This window comes from Orlajensenia flava (genome assembly GCF_004801905.1).
Lineage (GTDB): Bacteria > Actinomycetota > Actinomycetes > Actinomycetales > Microbacteriaceae > Orlajensenia > Orlajensenia flava.
Genome location: NZ_SSSN01000014.1, coordinates 98,469 through 118,364, shown reverse-complemented (window position 1 = coordinate 118,364; position 19,896 = coordinate 98,469). Strand labels below are relative to the sequence as shown.

The 19,896-nt window shown below is 68.5% G+C and carries 15 protein-coding genes; 7 read left to right on the top strand and 8 right to left on the bottom strand.

The window, feature by feature from the left end; translation table 11 throughout:
- The first annotated feature begins 26 nt into the window (after positions 1 to 26).
- Together E6C70_RS15380 and E6C70_RS15375 are read left to right on the top strand one after the other, a co-directional pair.
- Positions 27 to 1,442, top strand: a complete 1,416-nt coding sequence (locus E6C70_RS15380; protein ID WP_136425383.1) for a glycoside hydrolase family 28 protein — start codon at positions 27 to 29, stop codon at positions 1,440 to 1,442.
- A gap of 107 nt (positions 1,443 to 1,549) precedes the next feature.
- Positions 1,550 to 2,287: an alpha/beta hydrolase gene (locus tag E6C70_RS15375; protein ID WP_136425382.1), complete on the top strand. Its 738-nt coding sequence runs from the start codon at positions 1,550 to 1,552 to the stop codon at positions 2,285 to 2,287.
- Between the two features lie 19 nt (positions 2,288 to 2,306).
- On the opposite strand, the gene E6C70_RS15370 is transcribed toward E6C70_RS15375, so the two are convergent.
- The 3 genes from E6C70_RS15370 to rpoB all read right to left on the bottom strand — a co-directional run bounded on the left by E6C70_RS15370 (position 2,307) and on the right by rpoB (position 11,458).
- Positions 2,307 to 3,710: a carboxypeptidase-like regulatory domain-containing protein gene (locus E6C70_RS15370; RefSeq protein ID WP_136425381.1), complete on the bottom strand. Its 1,404-nt coding sequence runs from the start codon at positions 3,708 to 3,710 to the stop codon at positions 2,307 to 2,309.
- Between the two features lie 291 nt (positions 3,711 to 4,001).
- A complete protein-coding gene (gene rpoC, locus E6C70_RS15365; RefSeq protein ID WP_136425380.1) occupies positions 4,002 to 7,922 on the bottom strand; it encodes a DNA-directed RNA polymerase subunit beta' in 3,921 nt (1,306 codons plus the stop codon).
- A gap of 44 nt (positions 7,923 to 7,966) precedes the next feature.
- Positions 7,967 to 11,458 carry a DNA-directed RNA polymerase subunit beta gene (rpoB, locus tag E6C70_RS15360; RefSeq protein ID WP_136425379.1) on the bottom strand — a complete coding sequence of 1,164 codons (3,492 nt, stop codon included), beginning with the start codon at positions 11,456 to 11,458 and terminating at the stop codon, positions 7,967 to 7,969.
- 316 nt (positions 11,459 to 11,774) lie between these two features.
- Here rpoB and E6C70_RS16880 point away from each other — a divergent pair, with 316 nt between their 5' ends.
- Positions 11,775 to 12,500, top strand: a complete 726-nt coding sequence (locus E6C70_RS16880) for a spermidine synthase (RefSeq protein WP_136425378.1) — start codon at positions 11,775 to 11,777, stop codon at positions 12,498 to 12,500.
- 335 nt (positions 12,501 to 12,835) lie between these two features.
- Positions 12,836 to 13,708, top strand: a complete 873-nt coding sequence (locus E6C70_RS15350) for a spermidine synthase (protein ID WP_136425377.1) — start codon at positions 12,836 to 12,838, stop codon at positions 13,706 to 13,708.
- A 413-nt stretch (positions 13,709 to 14,121) separates the two neighbouring features.
- On the opposite strand, the gene E6C70_RS17130 is transcribed toward E6C70_RS15350, so the two are convergent.
- The 3 genes from E6C70_RS17130 to E6C70_RS15335 are packed head-to-tail and all read right to left on the bottom strand — an operon-like array spanning position 14,122 to position 16,351.
- Positions 14,122 to 14,994 (bottom strand): 5-oxoprolinase subunit C family protein, encoded by an 873-nt coding sequence (locus E6C70_RS17130; protein WP_235833578.1) that lies wholly within the window; start codon positions 14,992 to 14,994, stop codon positions 14,122 to 14,124.
- Positions 14,991 to 15,614, bottom strand: a complete 624-nt coding sequence (locus E6C70_RS17125) for a 5-oxoprolinase subunit B family protein (protein WP_136425376.1) — start codon at positions 15,612 to 15,614, stop codon at positions 14,991 to 14,993. Before E6C70_RS17125 ends, E6C70_RS17130 begins: the two co-directional genes overlap by 4 nt.
- Positions 15,611 to 16,351, bottom strand: coding sequence for a 5-oxoprolinase subunit PxpA (locus tag E6C70_RS15335; RefSeq protein ID WP_136425375.1), 741 nt, complete (start codon positions 16,349 to 16,351; stop codon positions 15,611 to 15,613). The genes E6C70_RS17125 and E6C70_RS15335 overlap by 4 nt, the downstream gene beginning before the upstream one ends.
- Positions 16,352 to 16,481: 130 nt before the next feature.
- Between E6C70_RS15335 and E6C70_RS15330 the strand changes: the two genes are divergently transcribed.
- Positions 16,482 to 17,630, top strand: a complete 1,149-nt coding sequence (locus E6C70_RS15330; protein WP_235833577.1) for a PQQ-dependent sugar dehydrogenase — start codon at positions 16,482 to 16,484, stop codon at positions 17,628 to 17,630.
- A 55-nt stretch (positions 17,631 to 17,685) separates the two neighbouring features.
- On the top strand, positions 17,686 to 18,180 hold the full coding sequence (locus E6C70_RS15325; RefSeq protein WP_136425374.1) for a SprT-like domain-containing protein: 495 nt from the start codon (positions 17,686 to 17,688) through the stop codon (positions 18,178 to 18,180).
- Here the strand turns inward: E6C70_RS15325 and E6C70_RS15320 are convergent.
- Entirely contained in the window at positions 18,066 to 18,839 is a 774-nt protein-coding gene (locus E6C70_RS15320) for a phosphosulfolactate phosphohydrolase (protein ID WP_207670156.1), read from the bottom strand. The two genes, E6C70_RS15325 and E6C70_RS15320, sit on opposite strands and share 115 nt — an antisense overlap.
- A gap of 63 nt (positions 18,840 to 18,902) precedes the next feature.
- Here E6C70_RS15320 and E6C70_RS15315 point away from each other — a divergent pair, with 63 nt between their 5' ends.
- Positions 18,903 to 19,406: a hypothetical protein gene (locus E6C70_RS15315; RefSeq protein WP_136425373.1), complete on the top strand. Its 504-nt coding sequence runs from the start codon at positions 18,903 to 18,905 to the stop codon at positions 19,404 to 19,406.
- On the opposite strand, the gene E6C70_RS15310 is transcribed toward E6C70_RS15315, so the two are convergent.
- The gene (locus E6C70_RS15310; RefSeq protein WP_235833576.1) at positions 19,407 to 19,868 is read right to left on the bottom strand and encodes an EVE domain-containing protein; all 462 of its coding nucleotides are present in this window, start codon (positions 19,866 to 19,868) and stop codon (positions 19,407 to 19,409) included.
- Positions 19,869 to 19,896: the final 28 nt, after the last annotated feature.

Genomic DNA, 19,896 nt, shown 5'->3' with positions numbered 1-19,896 from the left:
CTCGATGCACCTCACGGGAGACCACCATGCCCAGCACTCCACCCCTCGCGCCCATCACCGTCCGCGGTTTCGGCGCCGTCGGCGACGGCGCGGCGGACGACACCGCTGCCGTGCAGGCGGCGATCGACGCCGCGGCATCTGTCGGTGGTGGACGCGTCATCGTCGACGGAGGCGGACGCTACCGTTGCGGGTCGATCGAGCTCAAGACCGGCGTCGAACTACACCTCGAAGGCGGCTCGCGGCTCGTCGCAGCGACAACGGTCGACGAGTTCTCGCGCACGGTGGTGGTGGGCGCCCTGAACTCCGGCGTCGGCACGACCAACGCCCTCACCAACGGCCTGTTCCTCTGGGCCGAGAACGCGCGGGACATCGCGGTCACGGGGACCGGCGTCATCGACGGCAGCGCGGGAGCCTACGTCATCGCATCCGGGGACGAGATCTACGAGATGGACAAGCGCAGGCCGTTCCCGCTGTTCTTCATCGGCTGCAGCGACGTCGTGCTGCGCGACGTGCGCTTCGAGGATGCCGCCCTGTGGACGGTGCGGCTCTCCGGCTGCGACGGCGTGCTCATCGACGGCATCGTCATCCGGAACGATATGCGCGTGCCGAACGCCGACGGCATCGACCTTGATCACTGCAAGCGCGTGCGCGTGGTCGGGTGCGACATCATCACCCCCGACGACGGCGTCTCGCTCAAGACCACCGACGAGTTCCTGCGCTACGGCGGGGTGGAGGACATCGTCATCACCGGATGCACCGTCCAGTCCCGCTCGACCGCCATCACGGTCGGCGTCGACACGGATGCGCCGCTCCGCAACATCGTGGTGAGCGACTGCGTCATCCGCGACAGCCACCGTGGCGTCTCGGTATCCGTCGGCACCGGGACGAACGGGTACGTCGAGAACGTGCTGTTCGCGAACCTCGTCATCGAGACGCGGCACACGAGCACTGATTGGTGGGGATGCGGCGAGCCGATCGTGGTGCGCTCCGCGCCGTGGCACGACGAGGCGGGCGCCATCCGCCGTGTGCGGTTCTCGAACATCCTCGCGCGCGGCGAGAACGGAGTGCTCATCCACGCGACCGACCCCGGCTCGGTGCACGACGTGCTGCTGAGCGACGTGCGCATCGAACTGGCGCGGTGGACGGCGTACCCGGGCGGTCGGCAGGACCTGCGCCCGCTCGATCATGCCGCGCCGTTCCCGGGAGAGGCCGGGACGAATGGGCTGCGGGCGATCACCCCGCCCGGCATCCTGATCGAGAACGCCGACGACGTGCGGCTCCGCGACGTCGAGGTGGCGTGGGGCGACGCTCCGGCGGGCGAGTACGGCGCGGCTCTCGATATTCGCGGATCGCGGGATATCAGCTGGTCGGGCTTCCGCGGCCCGGCGTTCGACGGCGGGGCGGCGATCCTCGTGGACGGGCTCGCCGCATCCGTCGCCTGACGTGGACGGCGGCTCGGCATCCTCGTGGGTGGGCTCGCCGCATCCGTCGCCTGAGTTCGACGGCGGGAGCGCTCGGCGTCGGCGCGGAACACGTCTAGGGTGACGCCATGGCCCTGATGCAGTGTTCGTTCTTCTCCGAGGTGCTCGGCGTCAGCACGCACGCCAACGTGATCCTGCCGCAGGAAGCGCTCGACGGCCGGCCGGTGCCCGTGTTGTACCTGCTTCACGGCAGGTCCGACGACGAGACGGCGTGGTTGCGCTGGAGCGCCATCGAGCGTCACGTCAGCGAGTTGAGGCTCGCGGTCGTCATGCCGAATGGCGCGCGGAGCTTCTACACCGATCAGGCCGTCGGCTACGACTACTTCACCTTCATATCCGAAGAGCTCCCGGCCACCATGCGCGCGTTCTTCCCACTCTCGGAGGCGCGCGAGGACACCTTCGTGGCGGGCCTGTCGATGGGCGGGTACGGTGCGCTGAAGTGGGCGCTCGGCAAGCCGGGTGCCGTCGCCGCGGCCGCCAGCCTCTCGGGCGCACTCGACGTCGTCGGGCGGGAGCGCGACGACGAATGGCTCGCCAATCACGGCAGCGTCGAGCGCGCCCAAGCAGTCGATGACGACCTGCTCGCCCTCATCGACGGCCTTACGGCTGAGGCGAGCCCTGCCCTGTATGTGTCGTGTGGCACGGACGACAGGCTGCTCGCCGAGAACCGCCGGTTCCGCGATCGTGCCGAGAGTCGCGGCCTCCCTCTCACCTACGCCGAACTTGCCGGAGGCCACGAGTGGAGGCTCTGGGACGAGGAGATCCAGCGGGTGCTCGCCTGGCTGCCGCTGCGCGCCCGTGCTTAGGCTGACGACACCCGACCCACTACCGCGTGCGGGCTGCTCGCCGGCGAACGGCGACGGCCGCGCACATCGTGCACCCGACTATCACGACGAGGACGCCGAGGCCTCCTGAAGCCGCAGGCGCGACGCCCGTCTCGGCCAGAATCGCCCCGCCCGCCTTCGCTGCTGCCGCCGTCACGACGAAGTCGGCTGAGGCGAATTCCTGCCCGTCGGCATCTACGAGGACGATGCGGTGGGTGCCAGGCGGCGTGGATGGCGGGATGGTCACGTCGGCGCTCACCGCACCCCGATCGTCCGATGTGACAGCGCTCAGTAGAACCGGAGTCGAATGCAGCCACAGTTCGCTCCGTGCGCCGGCGCTGAAGACATTCGCTGACACGTGAACGGATCCGCCTGGTGCGACTGACCCGACCGACAATGTGACGGGCGGCAGGGTGTCCGCCTTGGGCGTCATGGTGACGTCGTAACCAGTGACCACCTGATTGTTCGCCACGGTGATGGTCTCGGCCCCGTCGATTGATGCCGCGCCCCGCCACCACTGCGGCACCCACTTCGTCGAGACGCCGTCGGGGATCAGACCGAACGACAGCTTCCAGTCGCCGGCCGGGACGTGGGAGATGACGTAGGCGCCGTCGTGGTCGATCTCCGGTCCGAGAAGGATCCCGTGTCCACCGGCGTCCTGGAGGATGACTGGCACGAGCGTCGCCGGCCAGCCGCCGCCATTGACGGCTATACGCCCGGTCAGTGTGGCGCCGGAGTGGAGGACGACGGCGACTCCACCGATATCTGTCGCGCCAACCGTGAGGCGAGGCTCGTCCATGAGGTAGGCGAAGTCGTCGGCGGACGCATGCAGGTCGTACTCGCCGGGGTAGACGCCGGCGATCACGAAGTTCCCGTCGCCATCCGTGTCAACGCACGAAGAGGCGCTCGCGTTGTCGACCATGAGACAGACCGTCGCACCTTCGACGGGACCGGTCCGGCCGCTGCGCTCGCCACCAACGTGTCCCGACACCGTTCGCAGGTGTGGCGCGACGACTGCCACTCCGCTGACGGTCGAGCCATTGACGACGTTCGCCTCGGGCATGGCCATTCGTTCGCCCGAGGATGTCAGCGCCCAGATCGTCTTCGGAACGTCACCCCACGCCGTTCGCTCGTCCGCCCGGAGGGAGACACCCACACGGTAATTCCCGTCGGGCACGGCGTCGAAGAGGAAGGACCCGTCGTCGTTCGTGGTCGTGTAGGCGGTCGGCAGGTCGTGGCCATCGAGGTACAGCCGCACCTCCCCGTGTAGAGCGCGACCGTCGTCGCCCGAGACCGATCCGCTGACACTGCCGGCACCAGCATCCGCCCACGCCGCTGGTGCGGAAGCGAGAACAGCCGCGATCGCGAGGGCTCCCGCTGTCGCCAGAATGCGCACTCCACCCACGAGAATCCCCCTGATCCGGATCTCGCGAGCGGCGAGAGCACGTGATGAGCATAGGGGGTCGACGGCTTTCCGCAATAGAGCCAGATCAGGACATTCTCACCCCGCCCCCAATTCAGGAGTGGAGCGCGTGTCGCGCATCCGGATGCCGCCGGAGAGCCCCGCGACCCGGTTCCGCTCCTGAAAAGTGCGGTGTCGCGCCGCCCCGACACGACCTCTACTGCCCAACGGTTGAAGCGGGGATGACGAAGGGCCCCGCATCCGGGTGGATGCGGGGCCCTGTCGTGTCAGCTATCAGCTGTAGGTGCCCGGAGTGAAGTCATCGGACGAGAAGCTGTCGAAGTCGACGAAGGAGAGGTCTCCCTCGTTGAACGACGAGTCGTCCGCGAAGATCCGGTTCGGGTAACGCTCGGCCTTGGCCTCTTCCGTCGCCTCCACACTCACGTTGCGGTACTTCGCCAGGCCGGTACCGGCCGGGATCAGCTTTCCGATGATGACGTTCTCCTTGAGACCGACCAGCGGGTCGCGCTTGCCTTCCATGGCGGCCTGCGTGAGAACACGCGTGGTCTCCTGGAACGACGCGGCCGAGAGCCAGGACTCCGTCGCGAGCGAGGCCTTGGTGATACCCATGACCTCCTGGCGAGCGGATGCCGTCTTCTTGCCCTCTGCGAGCGCGGCGCGGTTGATCTCGTTGTACTTCGAACGGTCGACGAGCTCACCGGGGAGCAGGTCGGTGTCGCCGTGGTCGACGACGGTGACCTTGCGCAGCATCTGCCGCACGATGACCTCGATGTGCTTGTCGTGGATCGGCACGCCCTGCGAGCGGTACACGTCCTGGACGCCGTTGACGAGCTGCTTCTGCACCTCGCGGACGCCCTTGACTCGCAGGACCTCCTTGGGGTCGAGCGTTCCGACGATCAGCTGCTGGCCGAGCTCGACGTGCTGGCCGTCCTCGACGAGGAGCGTCGAGCGCTTGAGCACGTTGTACACGATCGCCTCGTCGCCGTTGTCGGGCGTGAGGATGACGCGACGGTTGCGGTCGGTGTCCTCGATCGTGATGCGGCCGGCGGCCTCGACGATGGGCGAAGCACCCTTGGGGGTACGCGCCTCGAAGAGCTCCTGCACGCGGGGAAGACCCTGCGTGATGTCGGCAGCGGATGCGGACCCACCGGTGTGGAAGGTACGCATCGTCAGCTGGGTTCCGGGCTCACCGATCGACTGGGCCGCGATGATGCCGGCGGCCTCGCCGATGTCGACGAGCTTGCCGGTGGCCAGCGAACGGCCGTAGCACTTCGCGCAGACTCCGACGGCCGACTCGCAGGTGAGCACGGAGCGCACCTTGATCGACTCGACACCCGCGGCGACGAGCTCGTTGATGAGCACGTCTCCGACATCCGCTCCCGCCTCGGCGACCACGGTGCCATCGGCGCCGACCGCCTCAGCGGCCAGGTTACGCGAGTACACCGAGTTCTCCACGTTGGGGTCGCGGCTGGGCTTGCCGTCGGCACCGAGCAGCGTGTTGCCATCGGCGTCGAGGACGACGATCGGCAGCTCGAGGCCCTTGGTGGTGCCGCAGTCCTCCTCGCGGATGATGACATCCTGCGAGACGTCCACCAGACGACGGGTCAGGTAACCCGAGTCGGCGGTGCGGAGGGCGGTATCGGCGAGACCCTTGCGGGCACCGTGCGTGGCGATGAAGTACTCAGCGACCGACAGACCCTCGCGGTACGAGGAGATGATCGGACGAGGGATGATCTCACCCTTCGGGTTGTTCACCAGGCCTCGCATGCCGGCGATGTTGCGCACCTGCAGCCAGTTACCACGAGCACCCGACGTCACCATGCGGTTGATGGTGTTGTCAGCCGGGAAGTTCTCGCGCATGGCCACGGCGACGTCATCCGTCGCCTTGGTCCAGATCTGAATGAGCTCCTGGCGACGCTCGAGGTCGGTGATGAGACCCTTCTCGAACTGGCTGGTGACCTTGGCGGCCTGCTTCTCGTAGCCCGACACGATCTCGCGCTTGTTCGGCGGAGTGAGGATGTCGCTGAGCGCGACGGTCACACCGGAACGGGTCGCCCAGCGGAAGCCGGCGTCCTTGATGCGGTCGAGGGTCGCGGCGACCTCCACCTTCGGGTAACGCTCGGCGAGGTCGTTGACGATCGCCGAGATGGTGCCCTTGTCGGCCACCGCGAACACGAAGGGGTAGTCCGCGGGAAGCGCCTCGTTGAAGAGCGCCTGTCCGAGGCTGGTGTTCACCAGCACGGTTCCCTCGGCCTTGCCGTCGACGAGCTCGACACCGTCGGGCTGCTCGCCCTCGGTGAAGTACACGTCGGTGAGGCGGATGCGCGCCTTGGCGTTGAGGTCGAGCGAGTGCTGGTCGAACGCGAGGATCGCCTCGCTGACCGACGAGAACGCACGGCCCTCGCCCTCGACGCCGTCCTTGAGGGTCGTCAGGTGGTGCAGGCCGATGATCATGTCCTGCGTGGGCAGAGTCACCGGACGGCCGTCCGACGGCTTCAGGATGTTGTTCGACGCGAGCATCAGGATGCGGGCCTCGGCCTGGGCCTCGACCGACAGCGGCAGGTGCACGGCCATCTGGTCACCGTCGAAGTCGGCGTTGAACGCCGCGCAGACGAGCGGGTGCAGCTGGATGGCCTTGCCCTCCACCAGCTGAGGCTCGAAGGCCTGGATGCCGAGGCGGTGCAGCGTGGGCGCACGGTTCAGCAGGACGGGGCGCTCGCGGATGATCTCCTCGAGCACGTCCCAGACCTGCGGACGGCTGCGCTCGACCATGCGCTTCGCGGCCTTGATGTTCTGAGCGTGGCTCAGGTCGATCAGGCGCTTGATGACGAACGGCTTGAACAGCTCCAGAGCCATCTGCTTGGGCAGACCGCACTGGTGCAGCTTGAGCTGCGGGCCGACCACGATGACCGAACGGCCGGAGTAGTCGACGCGCTTTCCGAGCAGGTTCTGGCGGAAGCGACCCTGCTTTCCCTTGAGCATGTCGCTCAGGGACTTCAGGGCGCGGTTGCCGGTACCGGTGACGGGGCGTCCGCGACGTCCGTTGTCGAACAGTGCGTCGACGGCCTCCTGCAGCATGCGCTTCTCGTTGTTCACGATGATCTCGGGGGCACCGAGGTCGAGCAGACGACGAAGACGGTTGTTGCGGTTGATCACACGACGGTAGAGGTCGTTGAGGTCGGAGGTCGCGAAGCGGCCACCGTCGAGCTGCACCATCGGGCGCAGCTCCGGCGGGATGACCGGGACCACGTCGAGCACCATCGCAGCCGGCGAGTTGCCGGTGGCGAGGAAGGAGCTCACGACGCGCAGGCGCTTGATGGCGCGGATCTTCTTCTGACCCTTGCCCTCGGTGATCTGCAGGTGCAGGCTCTCCGCCTCGGCCGCGAGGTCGAACGCGAGCAGGCGCTTCTTGATGGCCTCGGCCCCCATGTAGGCCTCGAAGTACATGCCGAAGCGGTCCTGCAGCTCGTGGAAGTCGGCATCCTCGGGCTTGAGGTCTCCGACCTTGAGCGTGCGGAAGGCCTCCCAGACGCGCTCGAGGTGGGCGATCTGCTCATCCGCGGACTTGCGGGTGAGGGCCATCTCCTTCTCGGCGCCGTCCTTGATGCGCTTCTTGGCGTCGCTCTTGGCGCCCTCCTCCTCGGCGGCTGCGAGGTCTTCCTCGAGCTTCGTGAGGCGGGTGGCGATGCGAGCGTCGCGCTGGTCGCCCAGCGTCTTGATCTCGAGGCGGAGCTCGTTCTCGAGGCCCGGCATGTCCTGGTGGCGGCCGTCCTCGTCCACGTCGATCACCATGTAGGCGGCGAAGTAGATGACCTTCTCGAGGTCCTTGGGGGCCATGTCGAGCAGATAGCCGAGGCGCGACGGGACGCCCTTGAAGTACCAGATGTGGGTCACGGGAGCGGCGAGCTCGATGTGTCCCATGCGCTCACGACGGACGGAGCTCTTGGTGACCTCCACGCCGCAGCGCTCGCAGACGATGCCCTTGAAGCGCACCCGCTTGTACTTGCCGCACGAGCACTCCCAGTCGCGGGACGGGCCGAAGATCTGCTCTCCGAACAGGCCGTCCTTCTCGGGCTTGAGCGTGCGGTAGTTGATCGTCTCGGGCTTCTTGACCTCGCCGTAGGACCACTTGCGGATGTCCTCAGCGGTCGCCAGGCCGATACGAAGCTCGTCAAAAGTTGTTGCGTCGAGCAATTTCTCTCCTTGGAAAGTTGTCGAAAATCGTGTGGTGGCCGGGCTTAGATCTCGTCGATGTTCGACGACTCGAAGCGCGTGGAGATGTTGATGCCGAGCTCCTCTGCGGCGCGGAAGACCTCGTCATCCGTGTCGCGCAGGCTGACAGCGGTGCCATCGGCCGAGAGGACCTCGACGTTCAGGCACAGCGACTGCATCTCCTTGATGAGCACCTTGAAGGACTCGGGAATGCCGGGCTCCTGGATGTTCTCGCCCTTGACGATCGCCTCGTAGACCTTCACCCGGCCGAGGATGTCGTCGGACTTGATCGTCAGGAGCTCCTGCAGGGCGTAGGCGGCGCCGTAGGCCTCGAGAGCCCAGACCTCCATCTCGCCGAACCGCTGTCCACCGAACTGCGCCTTACCACCGAGCGGCTGCTGGGTGATCATCGAGTACGGGCCCGTCGAACGCGCGTGGATCTTGTCGTCGACGAGGTGGTGCAGCTTCAGGATGTACATGTAGCCGACCGACACGGGCTGCGGGAACGGCTCGCCGGAGCGGCCGTCGAACAGCTGGGTCTTGCCCGTACGACCGATGAGGCGGTCGCCGTCGCGGGTCACCGTGGTGGAGTCGAGCAGTCCCTCGATCTCCTCCTCGGATGCACCGTCGAACACTGGGGTCGCGACCTTCGTGCCTGCGGGAGCCTCGTGGGCGGCCTTCGGGAGCTTCTTGGCCCACGTCGGGTTGCCCTCGACCTTCCAGCCCTGCTTGGCGATCCACCCGAGGTGGGTCTCCAGCACCTGGCCGAAGTTCATGCGACCGGGGATTCCGAGCGGGTTCAGGATGATGTCCACCGGGGTCCCGTCGGCGAGGAACGGCATGTCCTCCACCGGCAGGATCTTCGAGATGACGCCCTTGTTGCCGTGACGGCCCGCGAGCTTGTCGCCCTCGGTGATCTTGCGCTTCTGGGCGATGTAGACGACCACGCGCTGGTTGACGCCCGAGCCGAGCTCGTCGTCGCCATCCTGAGCGTCGAACACCTTGACACCGATGATGGTGCCCTGCTCGCCGTGCGGGACCTTGAGGGACGTGTCGCGCACCTCGCGGCTCTTCTCGTTGAAGATCGCCCGCAGCAGACGCTCCTCGGCGCTCAGCTCGGTCTCGCCCTTGGGCGTGACCTTGCCGACGAGGATGTCGCCGGGACGGACCTCGGCGCCGATGCGGATGATGCCGCGCTCGTCGAGGTCGGCCAGCAGGTCGGGGCTGACGTTGGGGAGGTCACGCGTGATCTCCTCCTTGCCGAGCTTCGTATCGCGGGCGTCGACGTCGTACTCCTCGATGTGGATCGAGGAGAGCACGTCGTCCTTCACCAGGTTCTGGCTGAGGATGATCGCGTCCTCGAAGTTGTGACCCTCCCACGGCATGAACGCCACGAGGAGGTTCTTGCCGAGCGCGAGCTCGCCGTTGTCGGTGGCGGGGCCATCCGCGATGACCTCTCCGACCTCGATGCGGTCGCCAGCGTTGACGACGACGCGGTGGTTGTAGCTCGTGCCCTGGTTGGAGCGGTCGAACTTGCGCAGGTAGTAGGTCTGCGTTCCACCCTCGTCGAGCTGGACGGTCACGACATCCGCCGAGACCTCGGTGACGACACCGGCCTTGTCGGCGGTCAGCACGTCACCGGCGTCGACGGCTGCATAGCCCTCCATGCCGGTTCCGACGAGCGGGCTGTCGCTGCGGAGGAGGGGGACGGCCTGACGCTGCATGTTCGCACCCATGAGGGCGCGGTTGGCGTCGTCGTGCTCGAGGAAGGGGATGAGGGAGGTCGCGACCGACACCATCTGGCGCGGCGAGACATCCATGTAGCCGATCTCGTCGGCCGGGAACAGGTCGACCTCTCCACCCTTCTTGCGGGCGAGGACGCGGTCCTCCGAGAAGTGACCGTCGCCCTTCAGCGGCGCGTTGGCCTGGGCGACGATGTAGTCGTCCTCCTCCATCGCGGTGAGGTAGTCGATGTTCTCGGTAACGCGGCCGTTCTCGACGCGGCGGTACGGCGTCTCGATGAAGCCGAACGAGTTGATGCGTGCGAACGATGCGAGCGAACCGATGAGGCCGATGTTCGGGCCTTCCGGGGTCTCGATCGGGCACATGCGGCCGTAGTGGCTGGGGTGCACGTCGCGCACCTCGACGCCGGCACGGTCGCGCGAGAGGCCGCCGGGGCCGAGCGCGGACAGGCGACGCTTGTGGGTCAGACCCGCGAGCGGGTTGTTCTGGTCCATGAACTGCGAGAGCTGGCTCGTTCCGAAGAACTCCTTGATCGCGGCGACGACGGGACGCACGTTGATCAGGGTCTGCGGCGTGATCGCCTCGATGTCCTGCGTGGTCATGCGCTCGCGGACGACGCGCTCCATGCGGGACAGGCCGGTGCGGACCTGGTTCTGGATGAGCTCGCCGACGGCGCGGATGCGACGGTTGCCGAAGTTGTCGATGTCATCGACGTCCAGGCGCAGGTCGACGTCCTTGCCCGCGCGACGACCGGCCAGAGTGGTGCGGTTGTCGTGCAGGGCGACCAGGTATTTGATCGTGCCGATGATGTCCTGGACGGTCAGCACCGAGTCGGTCAGCGGGGCCTCGAGGCCGAGCTTGTTGTTGATCTTGTACCGGCCGACCTTGGCGAGGTCGTAACGCTTCGGGTTGAAGTAGAAGTTGTCGAGCAGCGCACGCGCGGCCTCGGCGGCGACCTGCTCGCCCGGACGCAGCTTGCGGTAGATGTCCTTGAGGGCCTCCTCCTTGGTCAGGATGTTGTCCTTCTCCAAGGTGAGGGCGATCGACTCGTAGCCCGTGAACTCGGCGAGGATCTCCTCGCTCGACAGGCCGAGGGCCTTGAGGAACACGGTGACGGACTGCTTGCGCTTGCGGTCGATGCGAACGCCGACCTGGTCGCGCTTGTCGATCTCGAACTCGAGCCAAGCACCACGGCTCGGGATGACGCGAGCGGAGTAGATGTCCTTATCCGACGTCTTCTCGGGAGTGCGCTCGAAGTAGACGCCCGGGCTGCGGACGAGCTGCGAGACGACGACGCGCTCGGTGCCGTTGATGACGAAGGTGCCCTTGGGGGTCATCAGCGGGAAGTCGCCCATGAACACCGTCTGGGTCTTGATCTCACCCGTGAGGTGGTTCATGAACTCGGCGTTCACGTAGAGAGGAGCGGAGTAGGTCTTGCCCTTCTCCTTGCACTCGTCGATCGTGTACTTCTCGGGCTCGAGCTCCGGGTTGGAGAAGCTGAGCTGCATGGTCTCGCCGAGGTCCTCGATCGGGGAGATCTCCTCGAAGATCTCCTCCAGCCCGGTCTTCTCGGGGAGGTCCTGGCGACCGGAGGCGATGGCCTCCTCGACGCGCGTCTTCCACGCGTCATTCCCGACCAGCCAGTCGAAGCTCTCGGTCTGCAGTGCGAGCAGATCGGGAACCGTCAGTGTGTCTGTGATCTTCGCGAACGAGAGCCGTGATGCGTTACGGCCGTTCTTGGGTGAGTTGGTGGTTGCGTTGCGCGCAGCAGCCAAGGAAATAACCTCCGTGGACCCCGTCGGGTCTCGTTACCGTCTGTCGTGGTGGAGTACTCCGCAGAACCTGTGATGCGTGGCGCCCGGTGAAGAACGGGCACGCAGGGCCGACCGCAATATGAAGGCACAGTGACGTCTGGGAGCGCAAAGATCAAGCATATCCATTTGTGGGCCATCTGTCCACTCGATTCTTGACCTCCTGCGAATTCTCAGGTATAACCCGCGGGCGGCGGGTTTATTCCCGTCTCCGTGCCCCGCCGGGTGCCTGCAACTGCACGGCGAAGCGCCGATTCTCGCGCGCAGTAGTGTCGGATGCGTGGGCGACTCCTTCCGGCTGTACGAGGATTCCTTCGTGCCGGGCAGCTGGGTGCTGAGCGTCGGGGGCATCCGTCAGTCGCATGTCGATCCGTCGGATCCGGGCCGGCTGTTCTTCGAGTACACCCGCCGCATCGGGCACGTCATCGACCTCATCGCCGACCCGGGTGCGCCCATCCGCGTGCTCCATCTCGGAGGGGGCGGGCTGACGATGGCGCGCTACGTCGCGCTCACCCGTCCCGACTCCCACCAGGTCGTGGTGGACATCGACCGCGAGCAGACCGAGTTCGTCCTCGATCGGCTTCCGTTGCCATCCGGCGCCGACGTCGCCTTCGTCTACGCGGATGCGCTGCGCTCCCTCGGCGAGCTGGCTGCGTCGGATGAGATAGCGTTCGACGTCGCCATCGTCGACATCTACGAGGCGCTCGAGTCGCCGGAGTACGTCGGAGTGCAGGGGTTCTTCGCCTCCCTCATCCCGCTCGTGGCGCTCGGAGGGGCGATCGCGGTGAACGTCGCCGACGGGCCGTCGCGCATCCAGGCGCACGCGCAGCGTCACGAGCTCGCCCGGGTCGTGGAGGCGACGCTCGCCGTGGCTCCCGCTCGCGTGATGGCGGGCGAGGAGGCGGGCAACATCGTGCTCGTCGGTGGCGACGACGAGCTGGTTTCGCGGCTCGCGCCCGAGCTCGAACGGCGCGGACCGCATCCGGTGACCGTGGAGGTCGACTGAGCACCGGTCGGCGGTGGCGGGACGGCTGCTCGGCTCGCGGTCCGCGGCTCGGGGCCCGCGGCTCACAGCTCGCGGCTCGCGGCTCGCGGCTCACGTCTTAGGGCACACGTCTCGCGTCTCGCGGCTCGCGGCTCGCGGCTCGCGGCTCGCGGCTCGCGGCTCGCGGCCATCTCGGTCGCTCGTGCGACAAGTCAGCGGATGCCGGAGACGACACGCCGCCCCGGTGCGCGCTCGCACGGCGTGTGGCTCGGGGCATCCGCTGACCGGTCATGGATGCCGCGCCGCAAGCCGGTCCTCACGCTGCCGAGCTACGGCGCGGCGACTAGCGTTGGATCATGCGCGGTGACCGGAGTGAGGCGGCGACGCCCGAGCGCACGCTGAGCAGCGGGCTGCACGCGCGCCTCGAGGAGGACCGTCACGAGCCCGGCGTGTTCACCCTCATCGTGGACGGCACTCCCCAATCGAGCGTCGACCTCGAGAACCCGCAGAACCTGCACTTCGAATACGTGCGGCGGATCGGCCACGCCGTCGACCTGGTGGCGCCGCTCGGCTCCCCCATCACCGCCCTGCACCTCGGCGGGGGGGCCTTGACGCTTCCCCGCTACGTCGCGGTGACGCGCCCGGGATCGCGCCAGCAGGTGATCGAGTACGACAGCGGGCTGGTCGACTTCATTCGCGAGAACCTGCCGTTGCCGCGCGGCGAGCAGGTGCGCATCCGTCACGGGGACGCCCGCGAGGTGCTCGGAAAGCTGCCGCCCGGCCTGCGTGGAACCGTCGATCTCGTCGTCGTGGACGTCTTCGCGGGGGCGCGGACGCCGGCGCACGTGACGAGCCGCGAGTTCTATGCGTTGATCGCGCCGCTGCTGAGCGAGCGCGGGATCGTCGCGGTCAACGTCGCGGACGGCGCCGGACTCGCGTTCGCCCGGGGGCAGGCGGCGACCCTCGCGAGCGTGTTCACCGACACGGCGATCGCGACGGACACGCAGATGCTCAAGTCGAAGCGCTTCGGGAACGTCGTGATGTTCGCGTCGAACGCGCCGCTGCCGTTCGAGCGGATGCCGCGGCTGCTCGCCGCCGACCCCGCCCACGCGAAGCTCGTCGCCGGACGCGAACTGGTCAACTTCGTGGCGGGAGCGGCGCCGGTGGTGGATGCCACGGCGATCCCGTCCCCTCCGCCGGCGCGGTCGATCTTTCTCAGCCGGCCCTGAGCCGGGGCGGAGGTCGCGCTGCGGATGGCGCGGTGGCTCGCGTCAGCGGCGAGCGGATGCGCGTTATGGCGCCGTCCCGGCGCGGGATGCGCGTTATTGCACCGAATCGGCAGCGACCCCTGGATCGTCGCTCGCGCGGATGCGCGTTATGGCACCCTTTTGCCGCCGGATGCGCGTTACGGCACCGTTCCGACGAGGCATGCGGGTTGTCGCACGGCGGCGCCCGATGGTCCCAGTTATCGGCGAGCGGATGCGCGCGTTGTGCACCGTCGATGCGCCTGCCTGCCTAAGTTCTGCGGCGAGCGGATGCGCGTTATGGCACCGTCCCGTCGCGGGATGCGCGTTATTGCACCGAGTAGAGAGCGACCCGTGGACCATCGCTCGAGCGGATGCGCGTTATGGCACCGGAGGGCTCAGGGTAACGGCGGGGCGTGGCGGAATCGGACGGACTGGCCCGGCCTCAACTGGGCGAAGGTGTCGAGATCGGCGTCGGCGACCACGGCGATCACGGGATAGCCGCCTGTCACGGGATGATCGGCCAGCAGGACCGTCGGCTGCCCTGACGGCGACACCTGGATCGACCCGCCGACCATGCCCTCGCTGCGCAGTTCGCCCGAGCCCACGCCCGAGCGCTCCAGCGCAGGCCCGCCGAGGCGCATGCCGATGCGGTTCGAGTCGGCGCCGACTGTCCAGGCCGAATCGAACAGCGCCACGAGCGCCTCCTCGCTGAACCAGTCATCGCGCGGCCCGAGGTGCACGGCGACATCCACGGGTCCATCCGTCGGGGCCGATAGCGTCAGGGTGTCTACTGCCGGAATGGGAACGGATGCCATCCGCCCGACTGGCAGCATGTCGCCCGCGGCGAGCGGCGCCGGGCCGAGCCCCGAGAGCGTGTCCGTCGAGCGTGACCCGAGCACGAGGTCGACGTCGATGCCGCCACGCACCGCGACGTAGTAGCGCGCCCCGTGGTCCGCGGGGCCGAGGCTGAGGACTGAACCGCCGCGGGCGAGGACGGCGGTGTCGGACGGGCAGTCGGAACCGCTGAGGCTCATGGGCCCCCACGCACCGGTCACGGCGAACCACGTCGGCTCCTCGAACCGGACGAACAGGCCGCCGACGGTCACCTCGATGGCCGCCGCTGCCTCTTGGTTGCCCACCAGTCGATTCGCCAGCGTCAGCGCTCGCCGGTCGAGCGCGCCCGATCGGGTGACCCCGACATCGGCATGGCCGGGCCGGCCGAGGTCCTCGATGAGGCTCAGCGGTCCGGGGGCGACGACCTCGATCACGACGCCCTCCTGAATCGCACACGCGCGCCGGGCGCGAGTAGGGCGGGCGGCTGCGCATCCGTCGCCCAGAGCACCGCGTGGGTCTGCCCGATCAGCCGCCAGCCTCCCGGACTCTCGCGCGGATAGACACCGCCGAACTCGCCGGCCAGACCGACGGCTCCTGCCGGCACGCGGGTGCGCGGCGCGTCGAGCCGGGGAACCTCGAACGGCCAGTCGTCGCTCACGAGATACGCGAATCCGGGCACGAAACCGCTGAAGGCGACCGACCAATCCGCCGCGGTGTGTCGCTCGACGAGCTGCGCGACCGAGACGCCGAGCAGTTCCGAGGTCACTCCCAGGTCGGCTCCGTCGTAGGTGACGTCGATGGTTACGGGGGCGGTCGCACGACGTCGGGCGGTCGGCGCGGCAGCCACCGCCTCGAGCCACGTCCTGACGTTCGACACCGGGGCGACGGTCGAGTCGATCACGACGAGCACCGTGCGCGCAGCGGGAACGAAGTCGACGATCGCCGGATGCCGGGTCGCGTCGATGACGGCGTGCAGGTCGACGACCGCGTCGAGGGTGTCGAGGTCGACCAGCAGTGCCCGGTCGCCGCTCGGGCGGATGCGGAGGCCGTTCACGAGAACGGCCCGATCGCGACGCCGGCGTGACCGAGTGCCGCGCGCACGGCTCGGGCGACCTCCACCGCACCGGGGGTGTCCCCGTGGACGCAGAGCGAGTCGGCTGCGAGCGCTACCGACCGCCCGTCGATGGCGTCGATGCGCGCGGTCGTTGAGATCGCGACGGCTCGGCGGGCTGCCGCTTCGGGATCACCGATGACAGCACCGGGGGTTTCTCTCGAGACGAGCGTGCCGTCGGCGTTGTACGCGCGATCGATGAACGCCTCGCGCTGGAACGCCACGCCGACTCGAGCTGCCGCGTCCGCCACGAGCGATCCGGCTGGCCCGAGCAGCATGAGCGGCTGGTCGGCACCGGCGATCGCAACAGCAGCCGCGACGGCGTCGGCCTGCGCGACGTCGACCGCGATGCGGTTGTAGAGCGCCCCGTGCGGCTTGACGTATCGGACGGTGACGCCGGTCGCCCGTCCCGCGTCCCGGAGACGGCCGATCTGCTGGAGCACGGACGCCGTCAGCTGCGCGGCGTCCAGCTCCATGGGGCGGCGACCGAAGTGCTCGCGATCCGGGTAGGACGGATGTGCTCCGACGCTCACGCCGTTGGCGAGCGCCAGCCGGCAGCTGGCGCGCATGCTCTCGTCGTCACCCGCGTGCCCGCCGCAGGCGATGTTGGCGCTGGACACCAGCGCGAACAGGGCCTCGTCGTCGTCGAACCCCTCGCCGAGGTCGCAGTTGAGATCCATGACCCCATTCTTACGATCCGCGCATCACCCGCGCGACGGTGTCGGCGATCGAGTCGGGATGGGCAAGTGTGGCCGACGCGCTCGGCCAGCCGGCAGGGGTGGTCACCGCAGCCCTCTTCGCGCAGACTGGATGGATGACGGGCCAGCCACGATGACGATGCGGAGACGGATCGGCTCCGCCGCGCTCGCCGCGGCAACGGCTGCCCTCCTCGCGGGGTGCGCCTCGGGGCCGCAGGTCACGCCGATCACGACGATGCCCGCGCCGCGTCCGTCCGGTACGGCCGAGACGCGTGCTCTGTCGCCCGCGGTCCAGCCGGCCGGAGAGCCGACCGAGCTCGCATCCGGGCTGGACGCGCCGTGGTCGATCCTGCGGTTGCCGGATGGCGCAACGCTCATCAGCGAGCGCGACACCGCCGACGTGCTCGAGCTGCTTCCCGATGGTTCCACCCGGGTGGCCGCCCACGTCGACGGTGTCCAGCCGAGTGGAGAGGGCGGATTGCTGGGCCTCGCGTTCCTGCCGGAGGGAGACTGGGTCTACGCCTACCTGACGGCATCCGATGACAACCGGATCGAGCGGATGCCGCTCACCGGCTCCCCCGGTTCGCTCGGCCTCGGCGAACCCGAGACGATCCTCACCGGCATCGCCAAGGCGGGCAATCACGATGGCGGCCGGCTCGCATTCGGCCCGGACGGCATGCTGTACGCCACCGCGGGCGATGCGAGCAACGGAGACCGGGCCCAGGACAAGGCCTCCCTCAATGGCAAGATTCTACGGATGACACCGACGGGCGGCGTGCCGGATGGCAATCCGTTCGGCACCCTCGTCTGGAGCATGGGACACCGCAATCCGCAGGGCATCGCCTGGGATTCGGTCGGCACGATGTACGCGAGCGAATTCGGGCAGAACACCTGGGACGAGTTGAACGTCATCACGCCGGGGGCGAATTACGGCTGGCCCGTGGTCGAGGGCGTGGCGGGCGACAGCCGATTCACCGATCCCGTGACGCAGTGGCCGACGTCGGATGCCAGTCCGAGCGGACTCGCGATCGTCAGCGACACTCTGTTCATGACCGGCCTCCGCGGCGAGCGGGTGTGGTCGATCAGGCCGGACGCCACCGACGCGCCGACCGCCTGGTTCGCTGGCACGTACGGGCGCATCCGCGACGCCGTCGCCGGACCCGACGGTTCGCTCTGGTTCATCACCAACAACACGGACGGCCGGGGAGACCCGCGATCCGGCGACGACCGCCTCTACCGGGTCGCCCTCGGTACGACCTGACGAGACCTGTGGACAACGCCCGATCGTGTCCCCGGGCGGGGGTAAATTTCTCTGCATGGCCGATCTGACCCGGGTGACGCGGTGGGCGAACGCCCTCATCGCGCTGCACCTCGACGCGGCTGTGTGGTCGTTCGGTTTCGACAACGCCAAGAAGCGGGCCGGGCTGTGCAACTACTCCGACCACCGCATCACCGTCTCGCGCTACCTCGCCGCGCGCTACGAGGACGATGAGATCCACCAGATCCTGTTGCACGAGGTGGCCCACGCGATGGCCGGCCCCAAGGCGGGACATGGCGCCCGCTGGCTCGCCGTGGCGCGCGAACTCGGTTACGAAGGGCATCGTACGCACTCCGGGTCCGGGGCCGATGAGCTCGCGCCCTGGGTAGGGGTCTGCCCATCCGGTCACGAGCACTACCGGCACCGCGCCCCGACCCGTCAGCTGTCGTGCGGCATCTGCGGGCGGCGCTTCACGACGGCCAATCTCATCACCTGGACGCACCGTGAGATCACCGCAGCTGCGCGGCGCCGGGCGGCCGCGGCGTCGGGATGACGGCGGGCAGACGCTCTCCGGCCGCGGCGATGCTCGCTCAGCGCGCCGACGCTCCCCAGCTCGGCCGACGCGCTCAGCGCGCCGACATTCCCCCGGCGCGTCAGACCCCACTCAGCGCGCCTCTGATGCGGCGGCGCCTCTCTCAGCGCCTCTGATGCGGCGGCGGCCCGGATGTCGGCGAGAGGCACCCCGGCCGCCGCGAGTTCCTGACCGCTCGCTGACGCCGTGGCCAGGTGGGTGACCGCGCTGCGGAGCCCGGTGAACGCCGCGCAGGCTGCCGCCGCCTCCGGCGAGGAGTAGTCCAAGCCGACGGCGGCGAGCGCGTCGATCACCGCCCCCGCGCCGAGGAGGTCCTCGACGCAGAAGCGCACGGCGTCGTCGCGGCGGGCGCCGGCCGCGATGATGGCCACCCAGGCGCGGCGTCCGAGCCGCACCTGCTCTCGCAACACGGCGTCGGCCACCCGTGCCGCATCGGCCGTGCCACCGCGCAGCGCGAGCGCCCCGGGCGGGAAGGTCTCGTCGTCGAAGCCCTCCGCATCCGTCGCCAGGACGTCGACCCACACGACCACGTCCGCATCGGTAGCCACCGCTGCGGCGCCCGCGAGCCCCCAGTCGAATCGGACCTGGTACTTCGATTGGGCGTGCGGATGCGAACTCACCCCGTCATCGTAGGCACCTGCAAGCCCCCGTGCCCGTGCATGACGAACGCCTACGCTCGAGCCATGCTCGTGATGCTCAAGCTCGTCCTCGACTGCGATGTCGACGCCGCGTGGCATGCGCTTCGCAGCCCCGCCGTGTTCCGCGAGGTCGTGGCGCCATGGCTCGACTTCGACTCGGCGGATGCCGGCGGATTCCCCACCCGCTGGACGCCCGGCCCGCACCACGTCGATGCGCTCGCCTTCGGAGCCATCCCCGTCGGGCGCGACATCATCGACCTCTCGTTCGATCGGCTGCCGGATGGGGTGCGGATGGTGAGCGACACCGGCGGCGGACGGACCGGCCTGATGGCGGCGCTCACGTCATGGCATCACCGTATGGCGGTCTCGGCCGCGCCGGACGGGCGCACGCTCTATCGCGACCGGCTCGAGTTCGGCGCCGGCGGACTGGGCATCGCCGCCTGGTACCCGACTTGGGCGTTCTGGCAGTGGCGCGGCATCCGGTTGCGACAGCTCGCCCCCGGGTGGCGCCACGACATCGGGGTCGACGTCGACGAGGACGCGCCCTGATCATCCGACGTGCGGCGCCCCGCCGTGCATCTCGGCGCGGATGATGTCGAAGTCGTGTCGCGAGAGCTCGATGAGCCCGCGTCTCAGCGCATAGCCCCAGTTCGGCGTTGCCGTGAACTCGAGGATGCCAACCAGCGGGCGGATGGGCGCCGCCACCGCATCGAGATCCCAGTCGATCCGTCGGCGCCACGGGCGGAACGGTTCGCCGCCCGATGTCGTCATCGTCGGCCCCTCGGAGGCTTGGTAGACCTCGCCGTCCGCGACGCGTCCGATGGCCGTGAATTCGCGCAACGGTTCGCCATCGGGGTAGCTGGTGCGAGGTGAGTAATAGACCACGCCATCCGATTCGCGCAGCCGGCCCACCGCGGCTTTCGACCCGTGATTGAACTGCGCGATGCCCTGCGCCACTCCCCGCATCACGTGCTCGCGCTGAACGACGCCGAGCCAGAATCTGATCGCCACGCCTCGATTCTGCTGCATCCGCCTGCCA